This is a genomic window from Actinomadura keratinilytica, assembly GCF_039539665.1.
Taxonomy (GTDB): Bacteria; Actinomycetota; Actinomycetes; order Streptosporangiales; family Streptosporangiaceae; genus Spirillospora; species Spirillospora keratinilytica.
The window spans coordinates 1-22,542 of record NZ_BAABDO010000032.1; the positions used below are offsets into that span (position 1 = coordinate 1).

Annotated in this window: 17 protein-coding genes; 8 read left to right on the forward strand and 9 right to left on the reverse strand. The window is 73.4% G+C overall.

Going from position 1 to position 22,542, the window contains the following annotated elements; all coding sequences use genetic code 11:
- Window positions 1-253 precede the first annotated feature (253 nt).
- Complete coding sequence (locus ABD879_RS13335; RefSeq protein ID WP_345021120.1) at window positions 254-673, forward strand: DUF4870 domain-containing protein; 420 nt, start codon at window positions 254-256, stop codon at window positions 671-673.
- Between the two features lie 209 nt (window positions 674-882).
- On the opposite strand, the gene ABD879_RS13340 is transcribed toward ABD879_RS13335, so the two are convergent.
- Window positions 883-1,620: a Uma2 family endonuclease gene (locus tag ABD879_RS13340; protein ID WP_345021122.1), complete on the reverse strand. Its 738-nt coding sequence runs from the start codon at window positions 1,618-1,620 to the stop codon at window positions 883-885.
- A 123-nt stretch (window positions 1,621-1,743) separates the two neighbouring features.
- The gene (gene lepA, locus ABD879_RS13345; protein ID WP_345021124.1) at window positions 1,744-3,579 is read right to left on the reverse strand and encodes a translation elongation factor 4; all 1,836 of its coding nucleotides are present in this window, start codon (window positions 3,577-3,579) and stop codon (window positions 1,744-1,746) included.
- Window positions 3,580-3,839: 260 nt separating this feature from the next.
- Here lepA and rpsT point away from each other — a divergent pair, with 260 nt between their 5' ends.
- Both rpsT and ABD879_RS13355 read left to right on the forward strand, forming a co-directional pair.
- A complete protein-coding gene (gene rpsT, locus ABD879_RS13350) occupies window positions 3,840-4,118 on the forward strand; it encodes a 30S ribosomal protein S20 (RefSeq protein WP_345021126.1) in 279 nt (92 codons plus the stop codon).
- 67 nt (window positions 4,119-4,185) lie between these two features.
- Window positions 4,186-4,734 carry an RNA 2'-phosphotransferase gene (locus ABD879_RS13355; RefSeq protein WP_345021128.1) on the forward strand — a complete coding sequence of 183 codons (549 nt, stop codon included), beginning with the start codon at window positions 4,186-4,188 and terminating at the stop codon, window positions 4,732-4,734.
- A gap of 7 nt (window positions 4,735-4,741) precedes the next feature.
- Here the strand turns inward: ABD879_RS13355 and holA are convergent, their stop codons facing one another.
- The 6 genes from holA to hflX all read right to left on the reverse strand — a co-directional run bounded on the left by holA (window position 4,742) and on the right by hflX (window position 14,836).
- A complete protein-coding gene (gene holA / locus ABD879_RS13360) occupies window positions 4,742-5,701 on the reverse strand; it encodes a DNA polymerase III subunit delta (protein ID WP_345021131.1) in 960 nt (319 codons plus the stop codon).
- 734 nt (window positions 5,702-6,435) lie between these two features.
- Entirely contained in the window at window positions 6,436-8,772 is a 2,337-nt protein-coding gene (locus ABD879_RS13365) for a ComEC/Rec2 family competence protein (protein ID WP_345021133.1), read from the reverse strand.
- A complete protein-coding gene (locus ABD879_RS13370; RefSeq protein ID WP_345021135.1) occupies window positions 8,769-9,392 on the reverse strand; it encodes a ComEA family DNA-binding protein in 624 nt (207 codons plus the stop codon). The genes ABD879_RS13365 and ABD879_RS13370 overlap by 4 nt, the downstream gene beginning before the upstream one ends.
- 1,153 nt (window positions 9,393-10,545) lie before the next feature.
- Window positions 10,546-11,391, reverse strand: coding sequence for a DegV family protein (locus ABD879_RS13375; RefSeq protein ID WP_345021137.1), 846 nt, complete (start codon window positions 11,389-11,391; stop codon window positions 10,546-10,548).
- A 116-nt stretch (window positions 11,392-11,507) separates the two neighbouring features.
- Window positions 11,508-12,722: an imidazolonepropionase gene (gene hutI / locus ABD879_RS13380; protein ID WP_345021139.1), complete on the reverse strand. Its 1,215-nt coding sequence runs from the start codon at window positions 12,720-12,722 to the stop codon at window positions 11,508-11,510.
- Window positions 12,723-13,393: 671 nt separating this feature from the next.
- Entirely contained in the window at window positions 13,394-14,836 is a 1,443-nt protein-coding gene (hflX, locus tag ABD879_RS13385) for a GTPase HflX (RefSeq protein ID WP_378272170.1), read from the reverse strand.
- A 332-nt stretch (window positions 14,837-15,168) separates the two neighbouring features.
- Here hflX and aceB point away from each other — a divergent pair, with 332 nt between their 5' ends.
- Window positions 15,169-16,785 carry a malate synthase A gene (gene aceB, locus ABD879_RS13390; RefSeq protein ID WP_345021141.1) on the forward strand — a complete coding sequence of 539 codons (1,617 nt, stop codon included), beginning with the start codon at window positions 15,169-15,171 and terminating at the stop codon, window positions 16,783-16,785.
- Window positions 16,786-16,843: 58 nt separating this feature from the next.
- Here the strand turns inward: aceB and ABD879_RS13395 are convergent, their stop codons facing one another.
- Window positions 16,844-17,548 (reverse strand): hypothetical protein, encoded by a 705-nt coding sequence (locus tag ABD879_RS13395; protein WP_345021143.1) that lies wholly within the window; start codon window positions 17,546-17,548, stop codon window positions 16,844-16,846.
- A gap of 98 nt (window positions 17,549-17,646) precedes the next feature.
- Between ABD879_RS13395 and ABD879_RS13400 the strand changes: the two genes are divergently transcribed.
- The 4 genes from ABD879_RS13400 to ABD879_RS13415 all read left to right on the forward strand — a co-directional run bounded on the left by ABD879_RS13400 (window position 17,647) and on the right by ABD879_RS13415 (window position 22,522).
- Window positions 17,647-19,101, forward strand: coding sequence for an FAD-linked oxidase C-terminal domain-containing protein (locus tag ABD879_RS13400; protein WP_345021146.1), 1,455 nt, complete (start codon window positions 17,647-17,649; stop codon window positions 19,099-19,101).
- On the forward strand, window positions 19,101-20,309 hold the full coding sequence (locus tag ABD879_RS13405; protein ID WP_345021148.1) for an FAD-binding oxidoreductase: 1,209 nt from the start codon (window positions 19,101-19,103) through the stop codon (window positions 20,307-20,309). Before ABD879_RS13400 ends, ABD879_RS13405 begins: the two co-directional genes overlap by 1 nt.
- Window positions 20,309-21,703, forward strand: coding sequence for a (Fe-S)-binding protein (locus ABD879_RS13410; RefSeq protein WP_345021151.1), 1,395 nt, complete (start codon window positions 20,309-20,311; stop codon window positions 21,701-21,703). The genes ABD879_RS13405 and ABD879_RS13410 overlap by 1 nt, the downstream gene beginning before the upstream one ends.
- Window positions 21,704-21,832: 129 nt before the next feature.
- Window positions 21,833-22,522 (forward strand): hypothetical protein, encoded by a 690-nt coding sequence (locus ABD879_RS13415; protein ID WP_345021153.1) that lies wholly within the window; start codon window positions 21,833-21,835, stop codon window positions 22,520-22,522.
- The last annotated feature ends 20 nt before the right edge of the window (window positions 22,523-22,542 follow it).

The following is a 22,542-nucleotide window of genomic DNA, read 5'->3' on the forward strand; positions in this document are numbered from 1 at the left end:
CGGCCGGCGCCGCACGACGGCGGCGGCTCGGCCGGGCGCCGCCCCTGCCGTCAGGCGGCCCGGACGGTTCCGGTGGCGGCCCGCGGCCGATGCCGTGCGCCGCCGGAACGCCGCCCGGCCGGCTTCGGCACAACGCCGCCGGCTCCGGGCTCTGCGCACCCGACGGGCCGCGGCCGTGAACCGGGCCGGGTTCCGGAGCGTCATAGGAGTCGCACGGTTCGCCACACAACAGGCATTCGAGAGGACTCCCGCCATGGCCTACGGGCCTCCGCCGTCCCCCGGCTACGGTCACCAGCCCCTCCCGCCCGCCGCGGCGCCGGGCCACCGCGGCCACCCCCAGGGCCCCTCCGGCCACGACGACATGACGTGGGCGCTGATGGCCTATGTGGGCCAGTTCGTGGTCAGTGTGATCGCGCCGCTGGTCGTCTACGTCGGCAGGGGCCGCTCGCCGTTCGTCCGGTGGCACGCCGCGCAGGGGCTCAACATGGGCGTCGCGGCGGTCGCCGTGTGGGTCGTCGGGGCGCTGCTGTCGCTGCTGGTCGAGGTGCTGATCTGGGTGCCGCTGGTGTTCAGCCTGGTCACCTTCGTCTTCCTGGTGTACGCGGCGCGCGCCGCCAACCGCGGCGAGTTCCGCCGCGTGCCGTCCATCATCGCCTGGCCGCTGTTCAAGTGACGTGCTCCCCGGCCTCGAAGGCCGGGGATTCGGCCTGTGCCGCGGATGCGGCCTCCTGTTCCACCAGGCCCCGCCGCCCGCCGCGCCGGGCGGCGGGGCCTGCGGTCGCTCCGCAGGCGTTCAGCCTCTCCGCCCCCGGCCGGAAGACCGGAGCACTGCGGACGATCCGGGTGGCCCGCGGCCGCGCCGGTCGCGGCCGCGGGCGCCGTTCAGTGCGCCGGGTCGCCGGGGCCGGGCAGGACGGTCATGGTGCCGGGCTCGCCAGGCGGCTGGTCCAGCCGGATGACGCGCCCCGGATAGGCGCGCTGGGCGATCTCGACGTCGCGTTCGTCCCACTCCCCGTAGAACACCGGGCAGCCGTCCCACAGCTCCACCTTCTCGGCGCCCGTGGGCCAGCGGTGCCCGAAGGCGTCGATGAGGATGGGCTCCTCGCAGTGCGGCAGATCCGGGCCGATGCGGTGCGGCTGGTCGGGCACGGTGGCTGTCCTCCTCGCAGCGGACCGGCGCGGCAGCCGGTCGAAGATGACGTCGGGGGCGAGTTCGATCGGGAACGGCCGGGTGAGCGTGCGGGACCGGCCCCGGGTCACGCGGGCCGCCTCGGCGTACCGGCCGTCGCAGCCGAGCTCGAACACCTCGACCTCGGGCTCGTCGCCCTTGAGGTCGACCACCCAGTACGACGGCACCCCGAAGCGCTCGTACATCGCCTTCTTCGGGCCGAGGTCGGCCGCGCGCGAGGCGTCCGAGGCGACCTCGACGGCCAGCAGCGGCCCGCCGTCGATGTACCACAGGTCGTCCCTGGCCTGCTCCTTGCGGAAGACCATCAGGTCGGACCGCAGCCAGGTGTCGTCGGCCAGCCGGGCGCCGAACCCCGTGAGCGACTCCTGGTCCTCGGTCTCCGCGAGCCCGATCGGCACCACCAGGTCGGAGACCAGAACCTGATGCAACAACGTATGGGTCACGACACACAGTGTTCCCGCATGAACACTGCGTCACCACCGCTTTACCATTTCCGCAACAACGCCCTACCTCCCGTCGACCCGCGGGCCCGGGAGGTTCGGGCGGGCGGCGCGCTACTTCTTGCCCTTGTCCGACGACTCGCCGGTGGACAGGGCGGCGACGAAGGCCTCCTGCGGGACGTCGACGCGGCCGATCGTCTTCATCCGCTTCTTGCCTTCCTTCTGCTTCTCCAGCAGCTTGCGCTTGCGGGAGATGTCGCCGCCGTAGCACTTGGCGAGCACGTCCTTGCGGATGGCGCGGATGTTCTCGCGGGCGATGATGCGGGCGCCGATCGCGGCCTGGATGGGCACCTCGAACTGCTGCCGCGGAATGAGCTCCTTGAGCTTGCCGGTCATCATCAGCCCGTACTCGCGGGCCTTGTCGCGGTGCACGATCTGGCTGAAGGCGTCCACCGACTCGCCCTGCAGCAGGATGTCCACCTTCACCAGGTCGGCCTCCTGCTCGCCGCTGGGCTCGTAGTCCAGCGAGGCGTAGCCGCGGGTGCGCGACTTGAGCTGGTCGAAGAAGTCGAAGATGATCTCGGCGAGGGGCAGCGTGTAGCGGATCTCGACCCGGTTCTCCGACAGGTAGTCCATGCCCTGCAGGACGCCGCGCCGGCCCTGGCACAGCTCCATGATCGCGCCGATGTGGTCGCTCGGGGACAGGATCGTCGCCCGCACCACCGGCTCGTACACCGCGCCGATCTTTCCCTCGGGGAACTCGCTGGGGTTGGTGACCACGTGCTCGGCGCCGTTCTCCATCACCACCCGGTAGACCACGTTGGGCGCGGTGGCGATCAGCGACAGGTCGAACTCGCGCTCCAGCCGCTCCCGGACGATCTCCATGTGCAGCAGGCCGAGGAAGCCGCAGCGGAAGCCGAAGCCCAGCGCGGCCGAGGTCTCCGGCTCGTAGATCAGCGCGGCGTCGTTGAGCCGCAGCTTGTCCAGGGCGTCGCGCAGCTCGGGGTACTGGTCGCCGTCCACCGGATACAGGCCGGAGAACACCATGGGCTTGGGGTCCTGGTAGCCGCCCAGCGGCTCGGGCGCCGGATTCGACGCCCCGGTGACGGTGTCGCCGACCCGCGCCTGCCGGACGTCCTTCACCCCGGTGATCAGGTAGCCGACCTCGCCGACGCCGAGCCCCTCCACCGGCTTGGGCTCGGGCGAGATCACCCCGACCTCCAGGGTCTCGTGCGCCGCCCCCGTGGACATCATCAGGCTCTTCTCGCGGCGCGACAGGTGCCCGTCGACGATCCGCACGTACGTCACCACGCCGCGGTAGGTGTCGTACACCGAGTCGAAGATCAGCGCCCGGGCCGGCCCGTCGGCGTCGCCCTCCGGCGCCGGGACCGTCTCGACGATCCGGTTGAGCAGCTCGGGCACGCCCTCGCCGGTCTTGCCGCTGACCCGCAGCACCTCGGACGGGTCGCAGCCGATGATCCCGGCCAGCTCCTCGGCGTACCGGTCGGGCTGCGCCGCGGGCAGGTCGATCTTGTTGAGCACCGGGATCAGGTGCAGGTCGGCCTCCAGCGCCAGGTACAGGTTGGCCAGCGTCTGCGCCTCGATGCCCTGCGCCGCGTCCACCAGCAGCACCGCGCCCTCGCACGCCGCCAGCGACCGGGACACCTCGTAGGAGAAATCGACGTGGCCCGGCGTGTCGATGAGGTTGAGCACGTAGTCGCGGCCGTCCGGCCCCGTCCACGGCAGCCGGACCGCCTGGCTCTTGATCGTGATGCCCCGCTCGCGCTCGATGTCCATGCGGTCCAGGTACTGGGCGCGCATCTGGCGCTCCTCGACCACGCCGGTCAGCTGCAGCATGCGGTCGGCGAGCGTCGACTTGCCGTGGTCGATGTGCGCGATGATGCAGAAGTTCCGGATGATCGCGGGATCGGTCTTGTTCGGCTCAGGCACCGGCGTCCGTTCGCAAACTCACTGGTGGACATGGATGCGGCAGATCCTGCCGCATCCCATGGTCCCATGCCGCGCGGCGTGCTCGGTGCACGGGGCGCCGCTCGGTTTTGGCGGGACGTCGGTGATTGATAGGCTGTGCGACTGCGTGTGGCGTAGCGTCGTGCCCTGGGGCACCGTCGCCCCCGTCCCAAACCTTTCGTCGGAGCCTGTCCGTATATGTGGGCAGGCGAAGGATCGCAACCTAGCTGAGGCACTACGACGTGGCTAACATCAAGTCCCAGATCAAGCGGAACAAGCAGAACGAGAAGCGCCGCCTGCGCAACAAGGCCGTCAAGTCCGAGCTGAAGACGGCGATCCGCAAGTTCCGCGAGGCCGCGGAGGCGGGTGACGTCGAGCAGGCGATCGCGCTGCAGCGGCACGCCGCCCGCAAGCTGGACAAGGCCGTCAGCAAGGGCGTCATCCACAAGAACCAGGCCGCCAACCGCAAGTCGGCGATCGCCAAGCGGGCCGCCCAGCTGCAGGCGGCCGCCGCCGAGTGACCTTCGCGCTCGTCCGGTCGACGCCGCGGCCCGGTGGGGCCGCGGCGTCCGGCGTTACTGCGGCCCCATGGACGAACGCCGCACCGTGACGATCTCCAAGTATCTGGCCCGGCATCTGCGGCACCGCCCCCAGGACATCGGCATCACCCTGGATCCGCACGGCTGGGTGGACGTCGAGGAGCTGCTGTCGGCCGCCGCCCGGCACGGCTTTCCCGTCTCGCGCGACGAGCTCGACCACGTGGTGGCCGTCAACGACAAGCGCCGCTACGCCTTCGACGAGACCGGTCGGCGCATCCGCGCCAACCAGGGCCACTCGGTCGACGTCGATCTCGGCCTTCCCGTCACGCCCCCGCCGCCGTTCCTCTACCACGGCACCACGTCCCGGTTCGTGGCCGCCATCCGCCGCGAGGGCCTGCGCCGCATGAGGCGCCACGCCGTCCACCTGTCCCCCGACCGCCGGACCGCCGAGCGCGTCGGCTCCCGCCGCGGCCGCCCCGTCGTCCTCACCGTGGCCTCCGGCCGCATGGCCGCTGACGGCCACCTGTTCCGGGTGACCCCCAACAACGTCTGGCTGGTCGAGAGCGTCCCGCCCCAGTACCTGTGCTTCGGCGACTGACCCCGGGTCAGCGCAGCGCCCGTGCGGCGACGATCTCTCCCACCGCCTTCTCCAGCGCGTAGGCCGGATCGGCGGCACCGCCCTTGACCTGCGCGTCGGCCTCGGCGACCACGCTCAGCGCACGCGCGACACCGTTGCCGGACCAGCCGCGCAGCTGCCGCTGCACGCGTTCGATCTTCCACGGGGGCATGCCGAGCTCCTTGGCCAGCGCCGCCCCCCGCGCCCCCCGCGGCGCCCCGCCGACCTTGGCCAGCCCCCGCACGCCCTGCGCGAGCGCGCTGACGATCAGCACCGGCGCGACGCCGGTCGCCAGCGCCCACCGCAGCTGCTCCAGCGCGTCGGCGAGCTGCCCCTCGATCGCCTTGTCGGCCACGGTGAACCCGCTGACCTCGGCGCGGCCCCGGTAGTAGCGCGCGACGGCCGCGTCGTCCACCCGGCCGCCGGTGTCGGCGACGAGCTGACTGCACGCCGCGGCCAGTTCCCGCAGGTCGTTGCCGACCGCATCGATGAGCGACCGCGCCGCGTCCTGCGACACCTTGCCGCCCGACCGGCGGATCTCCTCGCGGACGAACGCGACCCGGTCCGCCATCTTGGTGATCTTCGGCCGGGCGATCTTGCGGGCCTTGAGCTTGGTGAGCCCGTCCACCAGCGCCTTGCCCTTGGCCCCGCCATGGTGGACGACCACCAGCACGACGTCGTCGGCGGGCTGCTCGGCGTAGGCGAGCACCTCGGCGGTCAGGTCCTTGCCGAGGTCCTGTGCGGACCGCAGCACCAGCACCTTGCCGCCTCCGAACAGCGACGGCGAGGTCAGCTCCGCCAGCCGCCCCGGCTCCAGCCCGCCCGGCACCAGGTCGATCACCTCGACCTCCGGATCGGCGGCCCGCGCCTCCGCCACGATCTCCGCGACCGCCCGCTCCACGAGCAGTTCTTCGTCTCCGACGATCAGATTCAGGGCTTCACCCGACACCCCAGCAGCATGCCACGCCCCAGCCGTCCCCAAGCCACTCATCACAACCCCCACCCCGAAACCCCACCCTCTTGCCCTCCCACCAGCCGCACACTTCGAGCCCGCCTCGAGGCCCTATCCGGCGGATCCAGGTCACCCGCCGCCTGTGCGACCACCCCGCCAACGCCGCAACATCACCAACCGGCTCAGCGACGACGCGGCAGCGCACCCGCCACGCCAAGCGCGCACCGCCGGGCCGGGACCGCCGCACCGTTGCGACCCCACCATGATCCACCGGACACGCCCACGGTCGTGTCCAATGGATCTTGATGGCCACTTGCCCTCCTCCGGCGGCAGCCGCCCCGGTCGACACCGCAAGGTGGTCGAATAGCGCATCGTTCGCCCCCGAGTGACGCGGGACATCGCCACCTCACGCCAGGGTCGGCCTGTCACCACCGCGCCGGAGCACTCTGGCCACCGCATTGCTACGGACCCACCATGATCCGCCGGACACCCTCTAGGAGGGCACCGGTGACGAAGGAACACAGCCCCCAGCGAGATCGCCACCTCCGCCGCCCGCGCAGTCAGGCAGGCGCCCACCGACCTCGATGAACGAAGCAAACCTGTCACCCGGGCCGGAATCAGCAACAGATGCCCGCCTCAGTACTCACCACACGATCACGCGAACCGGCGCCTACACCGAGGAACAGCAACAGGCCCAAAAAACACAGCATGCACGACGCAGGCGGGGCGGGTCAGCGGCGGGTGACGACGGCCAGGGCCGCTGCGGTACGTACGACGGCGATGTCTCCGTCCTCGTCGGTGCGGTGGATGCGCATGCCCAGACGGCGGAGCGTGTCCATGGTGGCGGTGGACGGGTGGCCGTAGTCGTTGTCGCGTCCGACCGAGATGATGGAGATCTTCGCGTGTGTCGCGGCCAGGAACCGCGGCTCCTGTTTGCGGGACCCGTGGTGCGGCACCTTCAGCACCTGCACCGGCGGCACGACGCCCAGCAGGCTGCGCTGCGCCTCGGGTTCGACGTCTCCGGCGAGCAGTGCGCTGAATCCCGGGCGCCGGGCGAGCAGCACGACGCTGGCGTTGTTGATGGTCGTCCCGTCGTCGCGGCGGGTCAGCCGGGGCCCGGTCACCGCGGGCCCCAGGACCGACAAGGTCAGTTCGCCGATCCGCCAGCGCTGCCCGGCCGGCGCGGGACGCGCCACCGCCCCACATCGCGGCCGCGCGGGAGAGGGCCGGGCGTCACCGAGATCGGCGCACCGTGTGCGGCCGGCTGGCCCGAGGGCCGGAAGGGCCTCCTCGGCGGTGCCGAGGGGTGTGGTCAGCACCGTGTGCAGGCTTCGTCCGTCGCGGACGCCGGCGATGCCGTCCACGTGATCGGCGTGCGGGTGGGTGAGGACGAGCAGGGGGACGTCGCGTATGCCGAGGCGGTCGAGGCAGGCGTCCACCGGGCGGGGCTCTGGGCCGGTGTCCACCACGACGGCCTGTCCGGGCGCGGTCGACAGCACCAGGGCGTCGCCCTGCCCGACGTCGCAGGCCACCATCATCCAGCCCGGCGGCGGCCAGCCCGGAGACAGGATCCGCAGGCCGGCGACCGCGACGAGCGTGCCCGCCATGGCCGCCGCGGCGACGAGCCGGGCGCGGCGGTACCTCAGGATCAGCACGGCGCAGCCGCCGGCGGCGAGCAGCGCCAGCGCGCCGAGCCCGCCGCCGCGCCACGGGATGGTGGCGTACGGGAGGCCGGCCGCCGTGCGGGCCACCCACACGATCCAGCCGACCGCCAGCCCGGCAGGCCACACCACGACCTGGGCCGCCGCGGGCCAGAGCAGCGCGATCACGGTTGCGGCGGCGCCGAGGAGCGTGGCGGGCGGCACGGCCGGTGCGGCGAGCAGGTTCGCCAGGACGGCCACCACGCCCACCTCTCCGGACAGCATCACCAGGACGGGGGCGACGGCGATCTGCGCGGCCGCCGCGACGGCCAGGGCGTCGGCCAGCGGCCCCGGGACCCGGCGCCGCAGCCGTTCCCGCCACGGCGGCGCCAGAACGAGCAGGCCGGCGGTGGCCAGCACGGACAGCGCGAACCCGTAGGAGCGGGCGAGCGTCGGGTCGATCAGCACCAGGAGCAGCACCGCGGCACAGAGCGCGGGCACCCCCTGCCGGCGCCGTCCGGTGAACATCGCCAGCAGGCTGATCAGCCCCATGACGGTCGCCCGCAACACGCTGGGCTCCGGACGGGCGACCACCACGAACACCGGGACGGCCAGTGCGGCGACGAACGGCGCCCGCCGCCGTCCCAGCCCGGCCAGCCGGCACAGGCCCAGGACCGCGCCGACGACGATCGCCAGGTTCGCGCCGGACACCACGAGCAGGTGGGTGAGCCCGGCGGTCCGGAAGTCCTCGGTGAGCCGGGGGTCGAGCCGGGAGGTGTCGCCCACGACCATGCCGGGCAGGACGCCGCGCTGGTCGGGCGGCAGCCGGGCCACGGCCAGACGCAACCTGGCGCGCACGTGCTCGGCGGCCCGCTGGACGGTCGAGGCGGGCCCCAGCACGTCCGGCGGGCCGCGCACCACGACCACGGCGGCGAGCAGTTCGGCCCGCCTCGGCGGGGCGAACCGGCCGGTGAAGCGCACCCGCTGGCTGGGCAGCAGCCCGATCCAGCGCCGATCGGCGGCGACCGCCAGGATCGGGACGCGCACCCTCGTCCTGCGCCCGCCGGCGTCAACGGTCTCGGCCCGCATCCGTATCAGGGCGAACCGCCGCCCGGCGACCTGCCGCGGGTCCGCGGTCACCACCGCCTCGACCGCCGCGCGGCCTCCCGCGTCGGCGAGGTCGCGCACCGGGCCGGACTGGACGGCCGTGGCCCGGAGCCCCACCCCGGCGGCCGACGCCGCGGCGCACGTCAATGCCAGCGTGCACCAGCGGCGTGCGGCGCTGCGGCGGCGGGCGACGAACGCGACCGCGACCACGGCGGCACCGGCGATGCCGTACGCGACGGCCCGTCCCGTTCCCAGCGCGACCGCCGCGGCGAGCCAGGCGGCCGCGGCCGGGGCGACCAGCCGCAGGTCATGGTCCTTCATACGCGCACCAGATTTTTGAGGTCGGCGAACCGCCGCTCGCCGATGCCCGAGACCTCTTGGAGCTGCTCCACGGAGCGGAACCCGCCGTGCCGAGTGCGGTAGTCCACGATGCGCTGGGCGAGCACGGGCCCCACTCCGGGGAGCTGGTCGAGCTGTTCGACGCTGGCCGTGTTGAGGTCGAGCTGCGCACCGGCGGCGGACGGCCCGGCCGTCCCGGCGGGTGTCGCGTCCGGTGCGGAGGCGGCGGACGGTGCTCGCACACCGACCGGAATCTGCTCGCCGTCCACCACCTTTCGGGCGAGATTGAGGGCGCCCGTACCGGCTCCCGGCCGCACTCCCCCGGCCGCCTTGATGGCGTCCGCCACCCGCGACCCGGCGGGCAGGGTGACCACGCCGGGCCGCCTGACCTTGCCGTACACGTGCACCATGACCGGTGCGCCCTGGCCGCCCGCGGGGGCGGGCGCCGACGAGCCGGCGAGCAGTGTCGGCCGCCCTCCGACCTCGGCGACGGGACGCGGTCGCGCCAGCCACAGGTAACCGGCGGCCACCAGCGCCGCGACCAGGGCCACGATGGCCAGCGCCCGCACGCCTCCCGCCCCGGGATCCAGCCGCACCAGCACGTCGGCGACGCGTCCGCGCCTTCCCGGGGTCCCGTCGCCCGGTGGGCGAGGCGGTTCCGATCCGGGGCCGGGACGCACCGCACCCAGCACCCCGAGGCCTCGTGCCTCTGCCCGTCCGCCTGCGGTTTCGTCCGCCCGCACCGGTTCGGCGCCCCCTCCGTGCACGCCCGCATGACCTGTTTGCGTCTCTCCGCGCCCCGGCGCGCGACGAACCCCCTCGTCGCCCCGTCCACCGCGCACCGGACGCGTTTGACGACCGAGCCCGCCCGCCTCCGGCGGCGCCCCCGTACGCGCCGACCGACGCTGCGGCTGCTGAGCGGCACCCACGGGGCCCTCTCCACCGACTGCACGACGTTCACGGCGGACACCCCCGTCCCCGGGCCCATTCACACGCCCCACCACACCTGCGCGCGGGCGCGACTCGGGTGACGGGACCGCTGACACCGCGTCCGCACGTGCCGACCTACGCTGCGGCGTCTGAGTCTCCTGACGGTTGGGGGTGTGGCGCCCGCAATTGTCCGAGGGCTCGTCCACACCCCGCACCACGCGCAAGTGCAGGCGTGTCTTGGATGACGGGAGCGCTGACACCGCGCCCGCACGTGCCAGCCAACGCCCCGGTTTCCGGGCGACACGCACAATGCCTTGCCCGTCCGGTGCACGGTGCTCGCCGCCATCCGAGGGCTCGTCCACGCGCCGTGCCACGCTCAAGCGCAGGCGCGACTCGGGCGACGGAAGCGTTGACACTGCGCCTGCATGTGTCCGCCTTCGTTGGGGTGTCTGCGTGGTGCGCGCAGGCAGGGGGGCGTTCGGTCGCCGTGCTTTGTCCGTGCGTGGGGGTGCTTTGGGTGGCGGGATGACGGGTGTTTCTGCGGGTTGGGGCGTGTCGTCCGGCTGGTGTGTCACGTGCGGAGGGGCGGTGTGGTGCTTCGGTGGCAGGGCGATCAGGCGCCCGGCGGATGTCGGGGCGGTGGGCGGGCGTGGGGTGACGGAGCGCGGGGCGGCTCTGCGGGGAGCCGCCGACGGCCGGCGGGGGTCGGTGGGAACGGAGCGGATGTAGGCCGAAGGCGGGGCTGCAAGGTGTCTCACGAGGCTCGACGTTAGGCGGGGTGGACGGGGCCGCCACAGACCTCGCGGAGATTGTGGATAACTCGGCTCACAGGTGCGGGGCCACGACGACGCCGAGCATGCCGGGGCCGGCGTGGGCGCCGATGACGGGGCCGACCTCGCCGACGTAGACGTCCTTGACCTGGGGGATCCGGTCGCGCAGGCGGCGGGCGAGGGTTTCGGCGCGGGCGGCGGCGGCCAGGTGCTGGACGCCGAGGTCGACGGGGCGGTCGCCGGCGAAGTCGCCGGCGAGTTCCTCCATCCGGGCGATCGCCCGGGAGGAGGTGCGGACCTTCTCCAGCGGGGCGATGCGGCCGTCGACGATGCTCAGCAGCGGCTTCACCATGAGGGCCGAGCCGAGCAGTGTGGCGGCGGCGCCGATGCGGCCGCCGCGGCGGAGGTGTTCGAGGGTGTCGACGTAGATCAGGGAGCGGGACAGGCGGGCGCGCTGCTCGGCGGCGGCCGCGACCTCGTCGGCGTCGGCGCCGCGTCGGGCGGCCGCGGCCGCCGACAGGGCGGCGAAGCCCAGGCCGAGGCCGATGACGCCGGTGTCGACGACGCGGACGGGCACCGGGGCGTCCTCGGCGGCGAGCCTGGCGGCCTCCACGGTGCCGGACATGGCCGCCGAAAGGTGCACGGAGACGACGGCGCGCGCACCGCCTCCCGCGGCGGCCTTGAACGCGTGCGCGAAGCGTTCGGGCGACGGGCGGGAGGTGGTGACGGGATGCCACTGCCGGAGGGCCTGCGCCGCCTCGTCGCTGGTGATCTGCCCCTCGTCCCGTACCGTGCCGCCGATGACGACCTGCAGCGGCACGACGGTGATCCCGTGGCGTTCGGCGAGGCCCGCAGGAAGGTGGGCAGTGGAGTCCGTGACGACCGCAACCGCGCTGGCCATGAGGCGAGGCTACTCCTCGGGAGATGACGCGAGGGTGTCCGCCTGTAACGGTGTCGTGTCCGTCGCCCCCGCGGATGACGCCCGGCCGCGCGGTGCGGCCGGGCTCGGGTCGCCGTTCAGGACTGGACGGGGACGCCGCCCCTCCACACGCGCAGGGCGCGCAGGCCGAACGCCCAGGCGAAGGCGCCCTCGTGGTCGGCGTCCCACAGGACGATGTCGGCCAGCATGCCCGGGGCCAGGGAGCCGCGGTCGCCGACGCGCAGCGCGGCCGCGCCGCCGAGGGTGGCGGCGCGCAGGGCCTCGGTGACGCTGAGCCCGTACATCGCCACGGCCAGGCCGATGACCAGCGGCATCGAGGTGATGCCGCACTGGCCGGGGTTGTGGTCGGTGCCGAGGGCGACGGTGACGCCGCGGTCGAGCATGGCGCGCACCGGCGCCGGGGGCCGCGAGCTGTTGAGCGCGCTGCCCGGGCAGACGGTGGCGGTGACCCCGGCGTGCGCCAGGGCCTTGATGTCGTCGTCGTTGGCGTGGGTGAGCAGGTCGGCGGAGGCGCAGCCGACCTCGGCGGCGACCTGCGCGGCGCCGACGCGTTCGTTGGCGCAGGCGTGCATGCGGGCCTTGAGCCCGGCGCGCTTGCCGGTGAGCAGCAGGGCGCGGGCCTCCTCGGCGGTGAAGTGGCCCTCGTCGCAGTACACGTCGATGCTGTCGGCGCCCGCCGCGGCGGCGTCGGCGGCCCACAGCCGGACGGCGTCGATGTAGTCGCGGCGGCGGCCGAAGAACTCCGGCGGCAGGATGTGCGCGGCCAGGAAGGTGGCGTGGATGCGCGGCATGGCGGGCTCGCCCTCCAGCGAGCGCAGCATGCGGATGTCGGCGAGCTCGCCGTCGCGGGTGAGGTGGTAGCCGGTCTTGGCCTCGACCGTGGTGGTGCCCGCGAGGATCCACTGGCGCAGCCGCTCGCGGACGCCGTTGCACAGCGTCCACGGGTCGGTGCCGCGGGTCACGGTGACCGTGGAGTTGACGCCGCCGCCCGCCGCGGCGATCGCCGAGTGGGACGAGCCGCTGGTGCGCATGGCCAGCTCGGCCCAGCGGTTGCCCGCGTAGACGGGGTGCGAGTGGGCGTCGATCAGCCCGGGCGTGACCAGTCCGCCGCCGAGGTTCTCCACGTGGTCGACGTCGACGATGTCGTCGATGACGCCGGGCACGCTCTGCGGCAGGTCGGCCGCCGGGCCTGCCCAGACGATCCGGTCGTCGTGGATGAGAACGGCGGCGTTGCTGCAGACGTCGGTGCCCGTCCAGAGCCTGCCGATGTTCGTCAACAGCCGTACCGTCATCGGGTCACCGACCCGGATGGGACATCGCGCCGTTCGGCGCTGAACGGGACGCCATGAAGAGGGCCACCTGCTCTCGATCCGAAACGCCGACTGGGTGCCGGCGACTCACCGCTGGAGGGTTGGGCGATCGTTCGATCGCCATGAGCAACGAGACCGTAGATATCGGTTTCGTCACGGTAGTGCACTGACGGCCCGGCCGACAACCTCTGGCTCGTCAACGCGGGCGTCTCGACCGAGGTTCCAGGAAGGCGGCGGCGGGCCGGGGAGAGTGCGAGACGTACGCGCGAACGGTTCACCGAGGTCCGGCAACCGGACAGCTTGCACATGCCACCCGATACACCATGGAATGCCTGTGCGCACCGCATCGACGCCTCACCCGCCCCTAGTGATACGACCGTACGGGTTACGGCGGAGGCGTCAAGCGGATTGGAGAAGCTGTCACCGTTCGGCGACCACGGGGCCCGCAATCGGCCCGCTCCGAAGGGCGGATTCCGGAGGGGCGCCCCCAATGTCCCCTGTCGCGCAACGTTACCGCATCTTCCCCCGCAAGCCACTGCTTTTGTGGGTAATCGCCGCGCCCGGGGCCGGACCACTGCGGGCGGGCGGCCGAGGCCGCCCGCATCCGCGTCGGACGGGACGCCCCCTGACACCGCGCACCTGGGCGGCCTGCGTCAGGAGGTGGTCGCGGCCAGGTCCTGGAAGCGCTCCAGCTCGCCGGCCAGGTCGTCGGGGACGCGGGCGTGCAGGGCGGTGCCCTCGGCCAGGTGCTCGAGCTTGAGCACCTCGCCGCGGCTGTGCACCCGGGCGACCAGGTCGCCGCGGTCGTAGGGCACCAGGACCCGCAGCTCGCGCTCCAGGCCGGGCAGGTCGGCCTCGATGGCCGCGCGCAGCTCGGCGATGCCGGCGCCGGTGCGGGCCGAGACGACCACGCTGTGCGGTTCCCGGCGCTGCAGCCGGGCCAGCACGAGCTCGTCGGCGGCGTCCGCCTTGTTGATCACGACGAGTTCCGGGATGCCCTCGGCGCCGATCTCGCGCAGCACCTCGCGGACCGCGTCGATCTGCGCCTCGGGGTCGGCGTCGGAGCCGTCCACCACGTGCAGGATCAGGTCGGCGTCGACGACCTCCTCCAGGGTGGAGCGGAACGCCTCGACCAGCTGGTGCGGCAGGTGCCGGACGAACCCGACCGTGTCGGCCAGCGTGTAGGCGCGGCCGCCGGGCGTCTGCGCGCGCCGGACGGTGGGGTCCAGGGTGGCGAACAGCGCGTCCTCCACCAGCACCCCGGCGCCGGTGAGCCGGTTGAGCAGCGACGACTTGCCCGCGTTGGTGTAGCCGGCGATCGCCACGGCGGGCACCTCGTTGCGGCGCCGCTCGCCGCGCTTGGTGTCGCGGGCCTTGGCCATGTCGGCGATCTGGCGGCGCAGCTTGGCCATGCGGGCGCGGATGCGCCGCCGGTCCAGCTCGATCTTGGTCTCGCCGGGGCCGCGGCCGCCGATGCCGACGCCGCCGGCGGCGCGTCCGCCGACCTGCCGGGACAGGTTGCCGCCCCAGCCGCGCAGGCGCGGCAGCAGGTATTCGAGCTGGGCCAGCTCGACCTGCGCCTTGCCCTCGCGGCTGCGGGCGTGCTGGGCGAAGATGTCCAGGATCAGCGCGGTCCGGTCGATGACCTTGACCTGGACGGTCTCCTCCAGGTGCCGCAGCTGGCTGGGCGACAGCTCGCCGTCGCAGATCACGGTGTCGGCGCCGGTGGCGGCCACCACGTCGCGCAGTTCGGCGGCCTTGCCCGCGCCGATGTAGGTCGCCGGGTCGGGGCGGCTGCGCCGCTGGATCAGGCCCTCCAGCACCTGCGATCCGGCGGTCTCGGCCAGCAGCGCCAGCTCGCGCAGCGAGTTGTCGGCCGCCTCGGCGGTGCCGTCGGTCCACACGCCGATGAGCACGACGCGTTCGAGCCGCAGGGCGCGGTACTCGACCTCGGTGACGTCGGTGAGTTCGGTGGACAGGCCCGCCACGCGGCGCAGCGCCCGGCGGTCCTCCAGGTCGAGGTCCCCGGTCATCGGCTCGTCGCGGAGCGCGTCGGGGATCCGGGGCTCGTGGTCCTCAGAGAAGAGTTGCGTCATATGTCCTCGGTAGAACGCCGCTGAGCGGCTGTGTCTTCCCGCCGATCGTCTCACGGTGCGGTCGCCGGGTCATCCGATTATTCCCACGTCACAGGTGTCCCCACCTGTCGGGGCCTTACCCGGCCGCGCCCGCAGGCAACCGGACGAAAGCGACCGACGCCCTCACAGTTCGCAACAGAAGGGTGACCGATGGTGGCGGCGGCGCGGAGCGGGTAGGGGGCGTGTCGACCGGATCGCGTCGGCCACCCCCCTTTGACCGTCGCGAGCACGGACGAGTAGCTTTCTCCACGTAACAGAAGTGAGTTTTCACGATACGAAAGAAGGGCGGGACGATGGCTGCACCCGACGGCCCGGAGGGCATCGAGGTCACCGGCCCTCTGCACGACCGATACGACGAGATCCTCACGCCCGAGGCGCTGAGCCTGCTGGCCGCGCTGCAGCGCGAGTTCGGACCCCGGCGCGAGGAGCTGCTGCGGGCCCGCGCCGAGCGGCAGCGGCGGCTGTCGGCGGGCGGGACGCTGGACTTCCTGCCCGAGACGGCGTCGGTGCGGGCGGACGAGACGTGGCGGGTCGCCCCGCCCGCGCCCGGCCTGGAGGACCGCCGGGTCGAGATCACCGGTCCCACCGACCGGAAGATGACGATCAACGCGCTGAACTCCGGCGCCAAGGTGTGGCTGGCCGACTTCGAGGACGCCAACACCCCGCTGTGGACGAACATGATCGAGGGCCAGCTCAACCTGCGCGACGCCCTCGACCGCACGATCGACTTCACCGACCCCTCCAGCGGCAAGAAGTACGCGCTCAAGCCCGACGAGGAGCTGGCCACGATCGTGGTCCGCCCGCGCGGCTGGCACATGGAGGAGAAGCACGTCCTGGTGGACGGCGCGCCGATGTCGGGGTCGCTGTTCGACTTCGGGCTGTACCTGTTCCACTGCGCGCGGCGGCAGCTGGACAAGGGCCGGGGCCCGTACTTCTACCTGCCGAAGATGGAGAGCCACCTGGAGGCGCGGCTCTGGAACGACGTCTTCAACCGGGCCCAGGACATCCTGGAGATCCCGCGCGGCACCATCCGCGCCACCGTGCTGATCGAGACGATCCCGGCGGCGTTCGAGATGGAGGAGATCCTCTACGAGCTGCGCGACCACTCGGCCGGGCTGAACGCGGGCCGCTGGGACTACCTGTTCTCGATCATCAAGAAGTTCCGCGACCGGGGCGCCGAGTTCGTCCTGCCCGAGCGCAACGCGATCACCATGACCGCGCCGTTCATGCGCGCCTACACCGAGCTGCTGGTGCGCACCTGCCACAAGCGCGGCGCGCACGCCATCGGCGGCATGGCTGCGTTCATCCCGTCCCGCCGCGACCCCGAGGTCAACAAGGTCGCGCTGGAGAAGGTGCGGGCCGACAAGACGCGCGAGTCCGGCGACGGCTTCGACGGGTCCTGGGTGGCGCACCCGGACCTGGTCCCGGTCTGCCGCGAGGTGTTCGACGGCGTGCTCGGCGACCGGCCCAACCAGCTGGACCGGCTGCGCGAGGACGTCCGCGTGTCGGCGGCCGACCTGCTGAACTTCAGCGCCACGCCCGGCGAGATCACCGAGGCGGGGCTGCGCAACAACATCGACGTGGCGCTGCGCTACCTGGCGACCTGGCTGGCCGGGTCGGGCGCGGTGGCGATCCACAACCTGATGGAGGACGCGGCGACCGCGGAGATCTCCCGGTCGCAGGTGTGGCAGTGGATGCGCCACGGCGTCGAGCTGGCCGACGGGCAGAAGGTCACCCGCGAGCTGGTGGAGCGGATCATGGACGAGGAGCTCGCCAAGATCCGCAAGGAGCTGGGCGGGGCCTACGACGAGCCGCGCTACGAGCAGGCGGTGGCGCTGTTCAAGGAGGTCACCCTGGCCGACGAGTACGCCGAGTTCCTGACCACCCCGGCGTACGCCCGCTTCCCGTGACCAACCCGGCGCTGCGCGCCGGATCCGGGCCCGCACCGGGTCCGGCGCGCCGCGCCCGTCAGCCCGCGCGCCACCACACCTCGGCGTGGGCGAGCGACACCAGCCCCTCGTCCAGGACCACCCGGAAAGGATTCGCCCCGATGATCGCCCACGCGTGGGCGCGGTGCTCGAACGGGAAGCCCTTGCTCGTCACCAGCGCGAACACCTCGTCGAACGCGGCGGAGAACACCTCGCTCAGCTCCTCGCCGAGCCGGTCGTAGGCGCCGGACCGCAGATGGTGCGCCAGCCCCTCCAGATCGCCGGCGGCCAGCAGCGGCTCGGCCGCCGGGTCGTCGTCGGCCAGCAGCCCGGCCACCCGGTCGCCGGCCGCGCGCAGCTCGCTGGTCAGGCCGTCGGCCTCCGGCAGCGTCGCGAACGCGGCCATGACGTCGGCGGGGTCCCGGCGCGGCCAGCCCTGCGCCTTGCCCAGGCAGTAGGGCACGAACTCGGGGAACTCCATGCCGTGCGCGGCCTGCGCGACGCGGACCCAGAACTCCGGGGGCAGTTCGGCGTCGCGGCCGTTCCCCTCGGCCCAGACGCCGATGTCCTGGAGGGTGTTCACCCAGAAGTGGTACAGCCCCTCCTCGGCGCATTCCCGCAGCTCGTCGGCCAGCCCGCTGGCGGCCAGCAGCGTCCCCGGCACCAACGTCTGGGCGATCTCCAGCTGCTCGCGGACGGTGCCTTCGGGGAAGGTGAGGTCGGCGGTCAGGAACTCGGGGAGCATGGCCCGGGAAGTTACCCGACCCTGCCCCGGTATGTCCGGCGAACGCCGCCCTCGCGCGATCTTGTGGTGAACGCGGCACCGGAGGGAAGGTGAACAGGATGGAGCAGACACTTCGGGCGCTGGCGGAGCGGTTCACCGGACTTCTCGGCGCGGACGCCGTGATCACCGACCCGGTGCGGCTGCGCACGTACGAGTGCGACGGGCTGACCGCGCACCGCGCCGTGCCCGGGCTGGTCGTGCTGCCGGAGTCCGCCGAGCAGATCGCCGGGATCGTGCGGGCGTGCGTGGCGGCGGGCGTGCCGTACGTGGCGCGCGGGTCGGGCACGGGCCTGTCGGGCGGGGCGCTGCCGCGCACGGACGGCGTGCTGATCGTGACGGCCCGGATGCGCCGCATCCTGGAGATCGACATCCCCAACCGGCGGGCCGTGGTGGAGCCCGGGGTGATCAACCTGGACGTGAGCAAAGCGGTGCGCCCGTACGGCTACTACTTCGCGCCCGACCCGTCCAGCCAGCAGATCTGCTCGGTCGGCGGCAACGTGGCGGAGAACTCCGGCGGCGCGCACTGCCTGAAGTACGGCTTCACCGCGCACCACGTGCTGGCCTGCGAGATCGTCACCCCGGACGGGGAGATCACCACGCTGCGCGCCGGCGGCCCCGGCTACGACCTGCTGGGCGCGTTCGTCGGCGCCGAGGGCACGCTGGGCATCACCACCAAGATCACGGTGCGGCTGACCCGGCTGCCGGAGACGGTGCGCACGCTGCTGGCGGCGTTCGACACGATCGAGGCGGGCGGCGCGGCGGTGTCGGCGATCATCGCGGCGGGGGTGGTGCCGGCCGCGATCGAGATGATGGACGCGTTGTCGATCGAGGCGGCCGAGGCGGCGGTGGGCTGCGGCTACCCGCCGGGCGCGGGGGCGGTGCTGATCGTCGAGCTGGACGGCCCGGCGGCCGAGGTGGAGCACCAGTTCGCCGAGGTGGAGCGGCTGTGCCGGGAGGCGGGGGCGTTCGAGATCCGGGTCGCCGCCGACGACGCCGAGCGGGCGCTGATCTGGACGGGCCGCAAGTCGGCGTTCGCGGCGGTCGGCCGGATCAGCCCCGCCTACATCGTGCAGGACGGCGTGATCCCGCGCACCGCGCTGCCCGAGGTGCTGGCGCGCATCGACGAGCTGTCGGCCGAGACGGGCGTGCGGGTCGCCAACGTCTTCCACGCCGGGGACGGCAACCTGCACCCGCTGGTGCTGTTCGACGACGCCGTGCCGGGGGCGGCCGAGCGCGCCGAGGAGGTGTCGGGGGCGATCCTCGACCTGTGCATCGAGCACGGCGGGTCGATCACCGGCGAGCACGGGGTGGGCGTGGACAAGGCGCGGTACATGCCGCGGATGTTCAGCGAGACCGACCTGGACACGATGCAGATGGTGCGGTGCGGGTTCGACCCGGCGGGGCTGTGCAACCCGGGCAAGGTGTTCCCCACGCCCCGGCTGTGCGGGGAGGTCCCGGGCGTCCGCAGGGGCGTGCATCCGCTCGTCGCGCAGGGGAAGGCGGAGCAGTTCTGATGCAGGCGGTGGACGCCCTGGCGAAGGTCTGCGCGGACGTGCGGCCCGGTGAGCCGGAGGAGGGCGTGCTCGGCGTCGTGCCGCGCTGGGTGGCGGCGCCGGCGGACGTCGCCGAGGCGGCCGAGGTGATGCGCGTGGCGGCCGAGCACGGGCTGGCCGTGGTGCCGCGCGGCGGGGAGACCCGGCTGGACTGGGGCCTGCCGCCGCACCGCTGCGACCTGCTGGTCGACACCCGGCGGCTGGACCGGGTGGTGGAGCACGCGGCGGGCGACCTGGTGGTCACCGCGCAGGCGGGGCTGCCGATGCGGCGGCTGGCCGAGGCGGTCGCCGAGCGGGGGCAGCGGCTGTCGCTGGACGTGCCGCTGGCGGGGTCGACGGTCGGCGGGACGATCGCGACCGGGGCGGCCGGGCCGCTGCGGCTGCTGTACGGGGCGCCGCGCGACCTGGTCATCGGGATCACGATCGTGCGGGCCGACGGGCGGACGGCGCGGTCGGGCGGCAAGGTCGTCAAGAACGTGGCCGGGTACGACCTGGGGCGGCTGCTGTGCGGCTCGTACGGCACGCTGGGGCTGATCGTGGAGGCCACGTTCCGCCTGCATCCGCTGCCGTCCGCGTGCGCCTATGTGACGTCTCCCGTGGCGGATGCGGGGGCCGCCCACGAGGCCGTGCAGGCGGTCCTGCATTCCCCGGTGGTTCCCAGTGCCCTGCAGTGCTGGACGTCCCCCGGGGAGGGGCTCGCGCTGGGGGTGCTGGTCGAGGGCGTACCGGGGGGCGTGGCCGCCCGTGCCGCCCATGTCGCTGACCTGCTGGGCCCGCAGGCGAGCATCGCGGAGCAGGCTCCCGACGGCTGGGGCGCCTATCCCGACGGCACGACCCTCATCGAGGTGAGCGCGCCCCCGGCGTCGCTGACGGATCTGCTCGGCGCCCTCCCGCCGGAGGCTGCGGCGGTGTGGTCGGCCTCGGGGCACGGGCACGTCGGCCTGCCGGGTGCGATGGGCGCGGAGGACGTCGCACGCGTGCTCGCCGAACTGCGGGGCGCGCTCGCCCCCCAGCACGGCGGAGCGGTCGTCTGCTACGCCCCCAAGGGGGTACGGGAGGTTATCGACATGTGGGGCCCCGTCCCGGCCCTGCCGCTGATGCGGCGTGTGAAGGACCAGTTCGACCCCGACCACCGCCTCTCCCCCGGCCGTTTCGCTGGAGGCATCTGATGACCGCCCTGAACGACCCTGCGGCCCCGGACGACCCGGCTGCCGCGAACGGCGCGGGCGCCGGCGAAGCCCCCGGCACCGGCACGGACGTGACCGCCCCGCGGGAGGGGGAGCTGCCCCGGCTCCTCAGCGACTGCGTGCACTGCGGGTTCTGCCTGCCCACCTGCCCCACGTACGTGCTGTGGGGCGAGGAGATGGACTCCCCCCGCGGCCGCATCCACCTCATGCAGCAGCACGTGGACGGGGCACCGCTGTCGGCGCCCATGGTCGAGCACTTCGACCGCTGCCTGGGGTGCATGGCGTGCGTGACGGCCTGCCCGTCGGGGGTGCGGTACGACCGGCTCATAGAGATGACCCGGGCGGAGGTGGAGCAGGACCACCCGCGCCCCGTCGTCGAACGGCTGACCCGGGAGGCGGTGTTCCGGCTGTTCCCGTACCCGCGTCGGCTGCGCGCGCTGCGCGGTCCGCTGCGCGCCTACCAGCGCACGGGGTTGCGCCGCCTGATGCGGCGCAGCGGACTGCTCGGGCTGCTGGAGCGGGTCTCGCCCTCGCTGGCGGCGATGGAACGCCTCGCCCCGCCCCTAGGCAGGCCCCTGCCCAGGCTCCCCGAACGCGTCGCCGCGCGCGGGGAGCGCAGGGCGACGGTCGGCATGCTCACCGGGTGCGTGCAACGCGAGTTCTTCCCGGGGGTCAACGCGGCCACGGCGCGCGTGCTGGCGCTGGAGGGCTGCGACGTGGTCATCCCCCGGGGGCAGGGCTGCTGCGGCGCCCTGTCGCTGCATGCGGGCAGGCAGGAGGAGGCGCGGGCGTTCGCCCGCCGCACCGTGGAGGCGTTCGAGGGCGTGGACGTCATCGTCGTCAACGCGGCCGGGTGCGGGTCGGCCATGAAGGAGTACGCGCAGCTGCTCGCCGACGACCCGGCGTGGGCGAAACGCGCCGAGTCCCTCTCGGCCAAGACGCGCGACCTGACCGAGTACCTGGTGGAGCTGGGGCCGCGCGCACGGCGGCACCCGCTGCCCGTCACGGTCGCCTACCACGACGCATGCCACCTGGCGCACGCGCAGGGGGTGCGCTCCCAGCCGCGCGCGCTGCTGGCGGGCATCCCCGAGCTGACCGTCCGGGAGATCGCCGACCCGGACATCTGCTGCGGCTCGGCGGGCACCTACAACCTGTTCCAGCCCGAGGCCGCCGCGGAGCTCGGCGACCGGAAGGCGGCCGGCGTGCAGGCCACCGGGGCCGAGCTGCTGGTCGCCGCCAACCCCGGATGCGCGATGCAGATCCGCGACGCGCTCGCCCGGCGGGGCGACCGGATCGCCGTCGCGCACACGGCCGAGATCCTGGACGCGTCGCTGCGCGGACTGAACCGCTCCTCCCTGCTGGAACGCCCGATCTGAGCCGTTTCCGCCGTTCGGCACGTACGCCGTGGTGAGCGATATGTCCGGTATAGTGCGTCGGCCTGAGACCGGCGCGCACTGCTGTACCCGCAGAGACGCCAGAGGCGCGAGTCGACCCGGGGAACGACCATGGCCAACAGCTACCGTCCACGCAGCCACCGCAAGAAGAGGAGCGCGGGCCGGGTGGGCCTGGCGGGGGCGCTGACGGGCGCGGCCGGTATCGCGGTGGTGGCAGCCGGCATCGCCGTCCTGCAGCCCGACGGGGACGGCGACGGCTCCACCTCCCTCGCCGGCGAGGGCGGGCCCGCCTCCACGCCGTCCCCCACCACCGGGCGCTCGCTGACCTTCACCACGCCGGAGGGGTACGGATACCGGTTGGCGGCCATCAAGACGGGGGTCGATCCGCTTCCCTTCGGGGACGGCCGGCCCCCGCCATCCGGATCCACCTACGCCTACGCCGACTACGTCATCACCAACACCGGCCGTCGCCCGGTGCTCCTGGACTACCCCGCCGACCTGTTCATGCCGCGTTCCGATGTGCCCGCCTCCGCGCGCGACCGGTGCATGCCCCAGCCCGGCATCCCCGACTCCATGTGCACGCTGCCGAACAGCAGCAAGGTCGTGGCCCGGCTGGAAGGCTCCAAGCCGCCGGTCCGGGACGGCGCCGACACGCTCATACCGGCGGGCGCGTCCTACGTGGTGCGCGTGGCGTCCGACCTGCCGGTCGAGGACGACCTCGACCCGTCCGACCTGAAGCTGTACGTGTGGAACGCCCGCTACACCAGCGACCGCAAGGGCGTCGAACTCGCCCTCCCCTGACCCCGAAGAGGGCCGTCGCG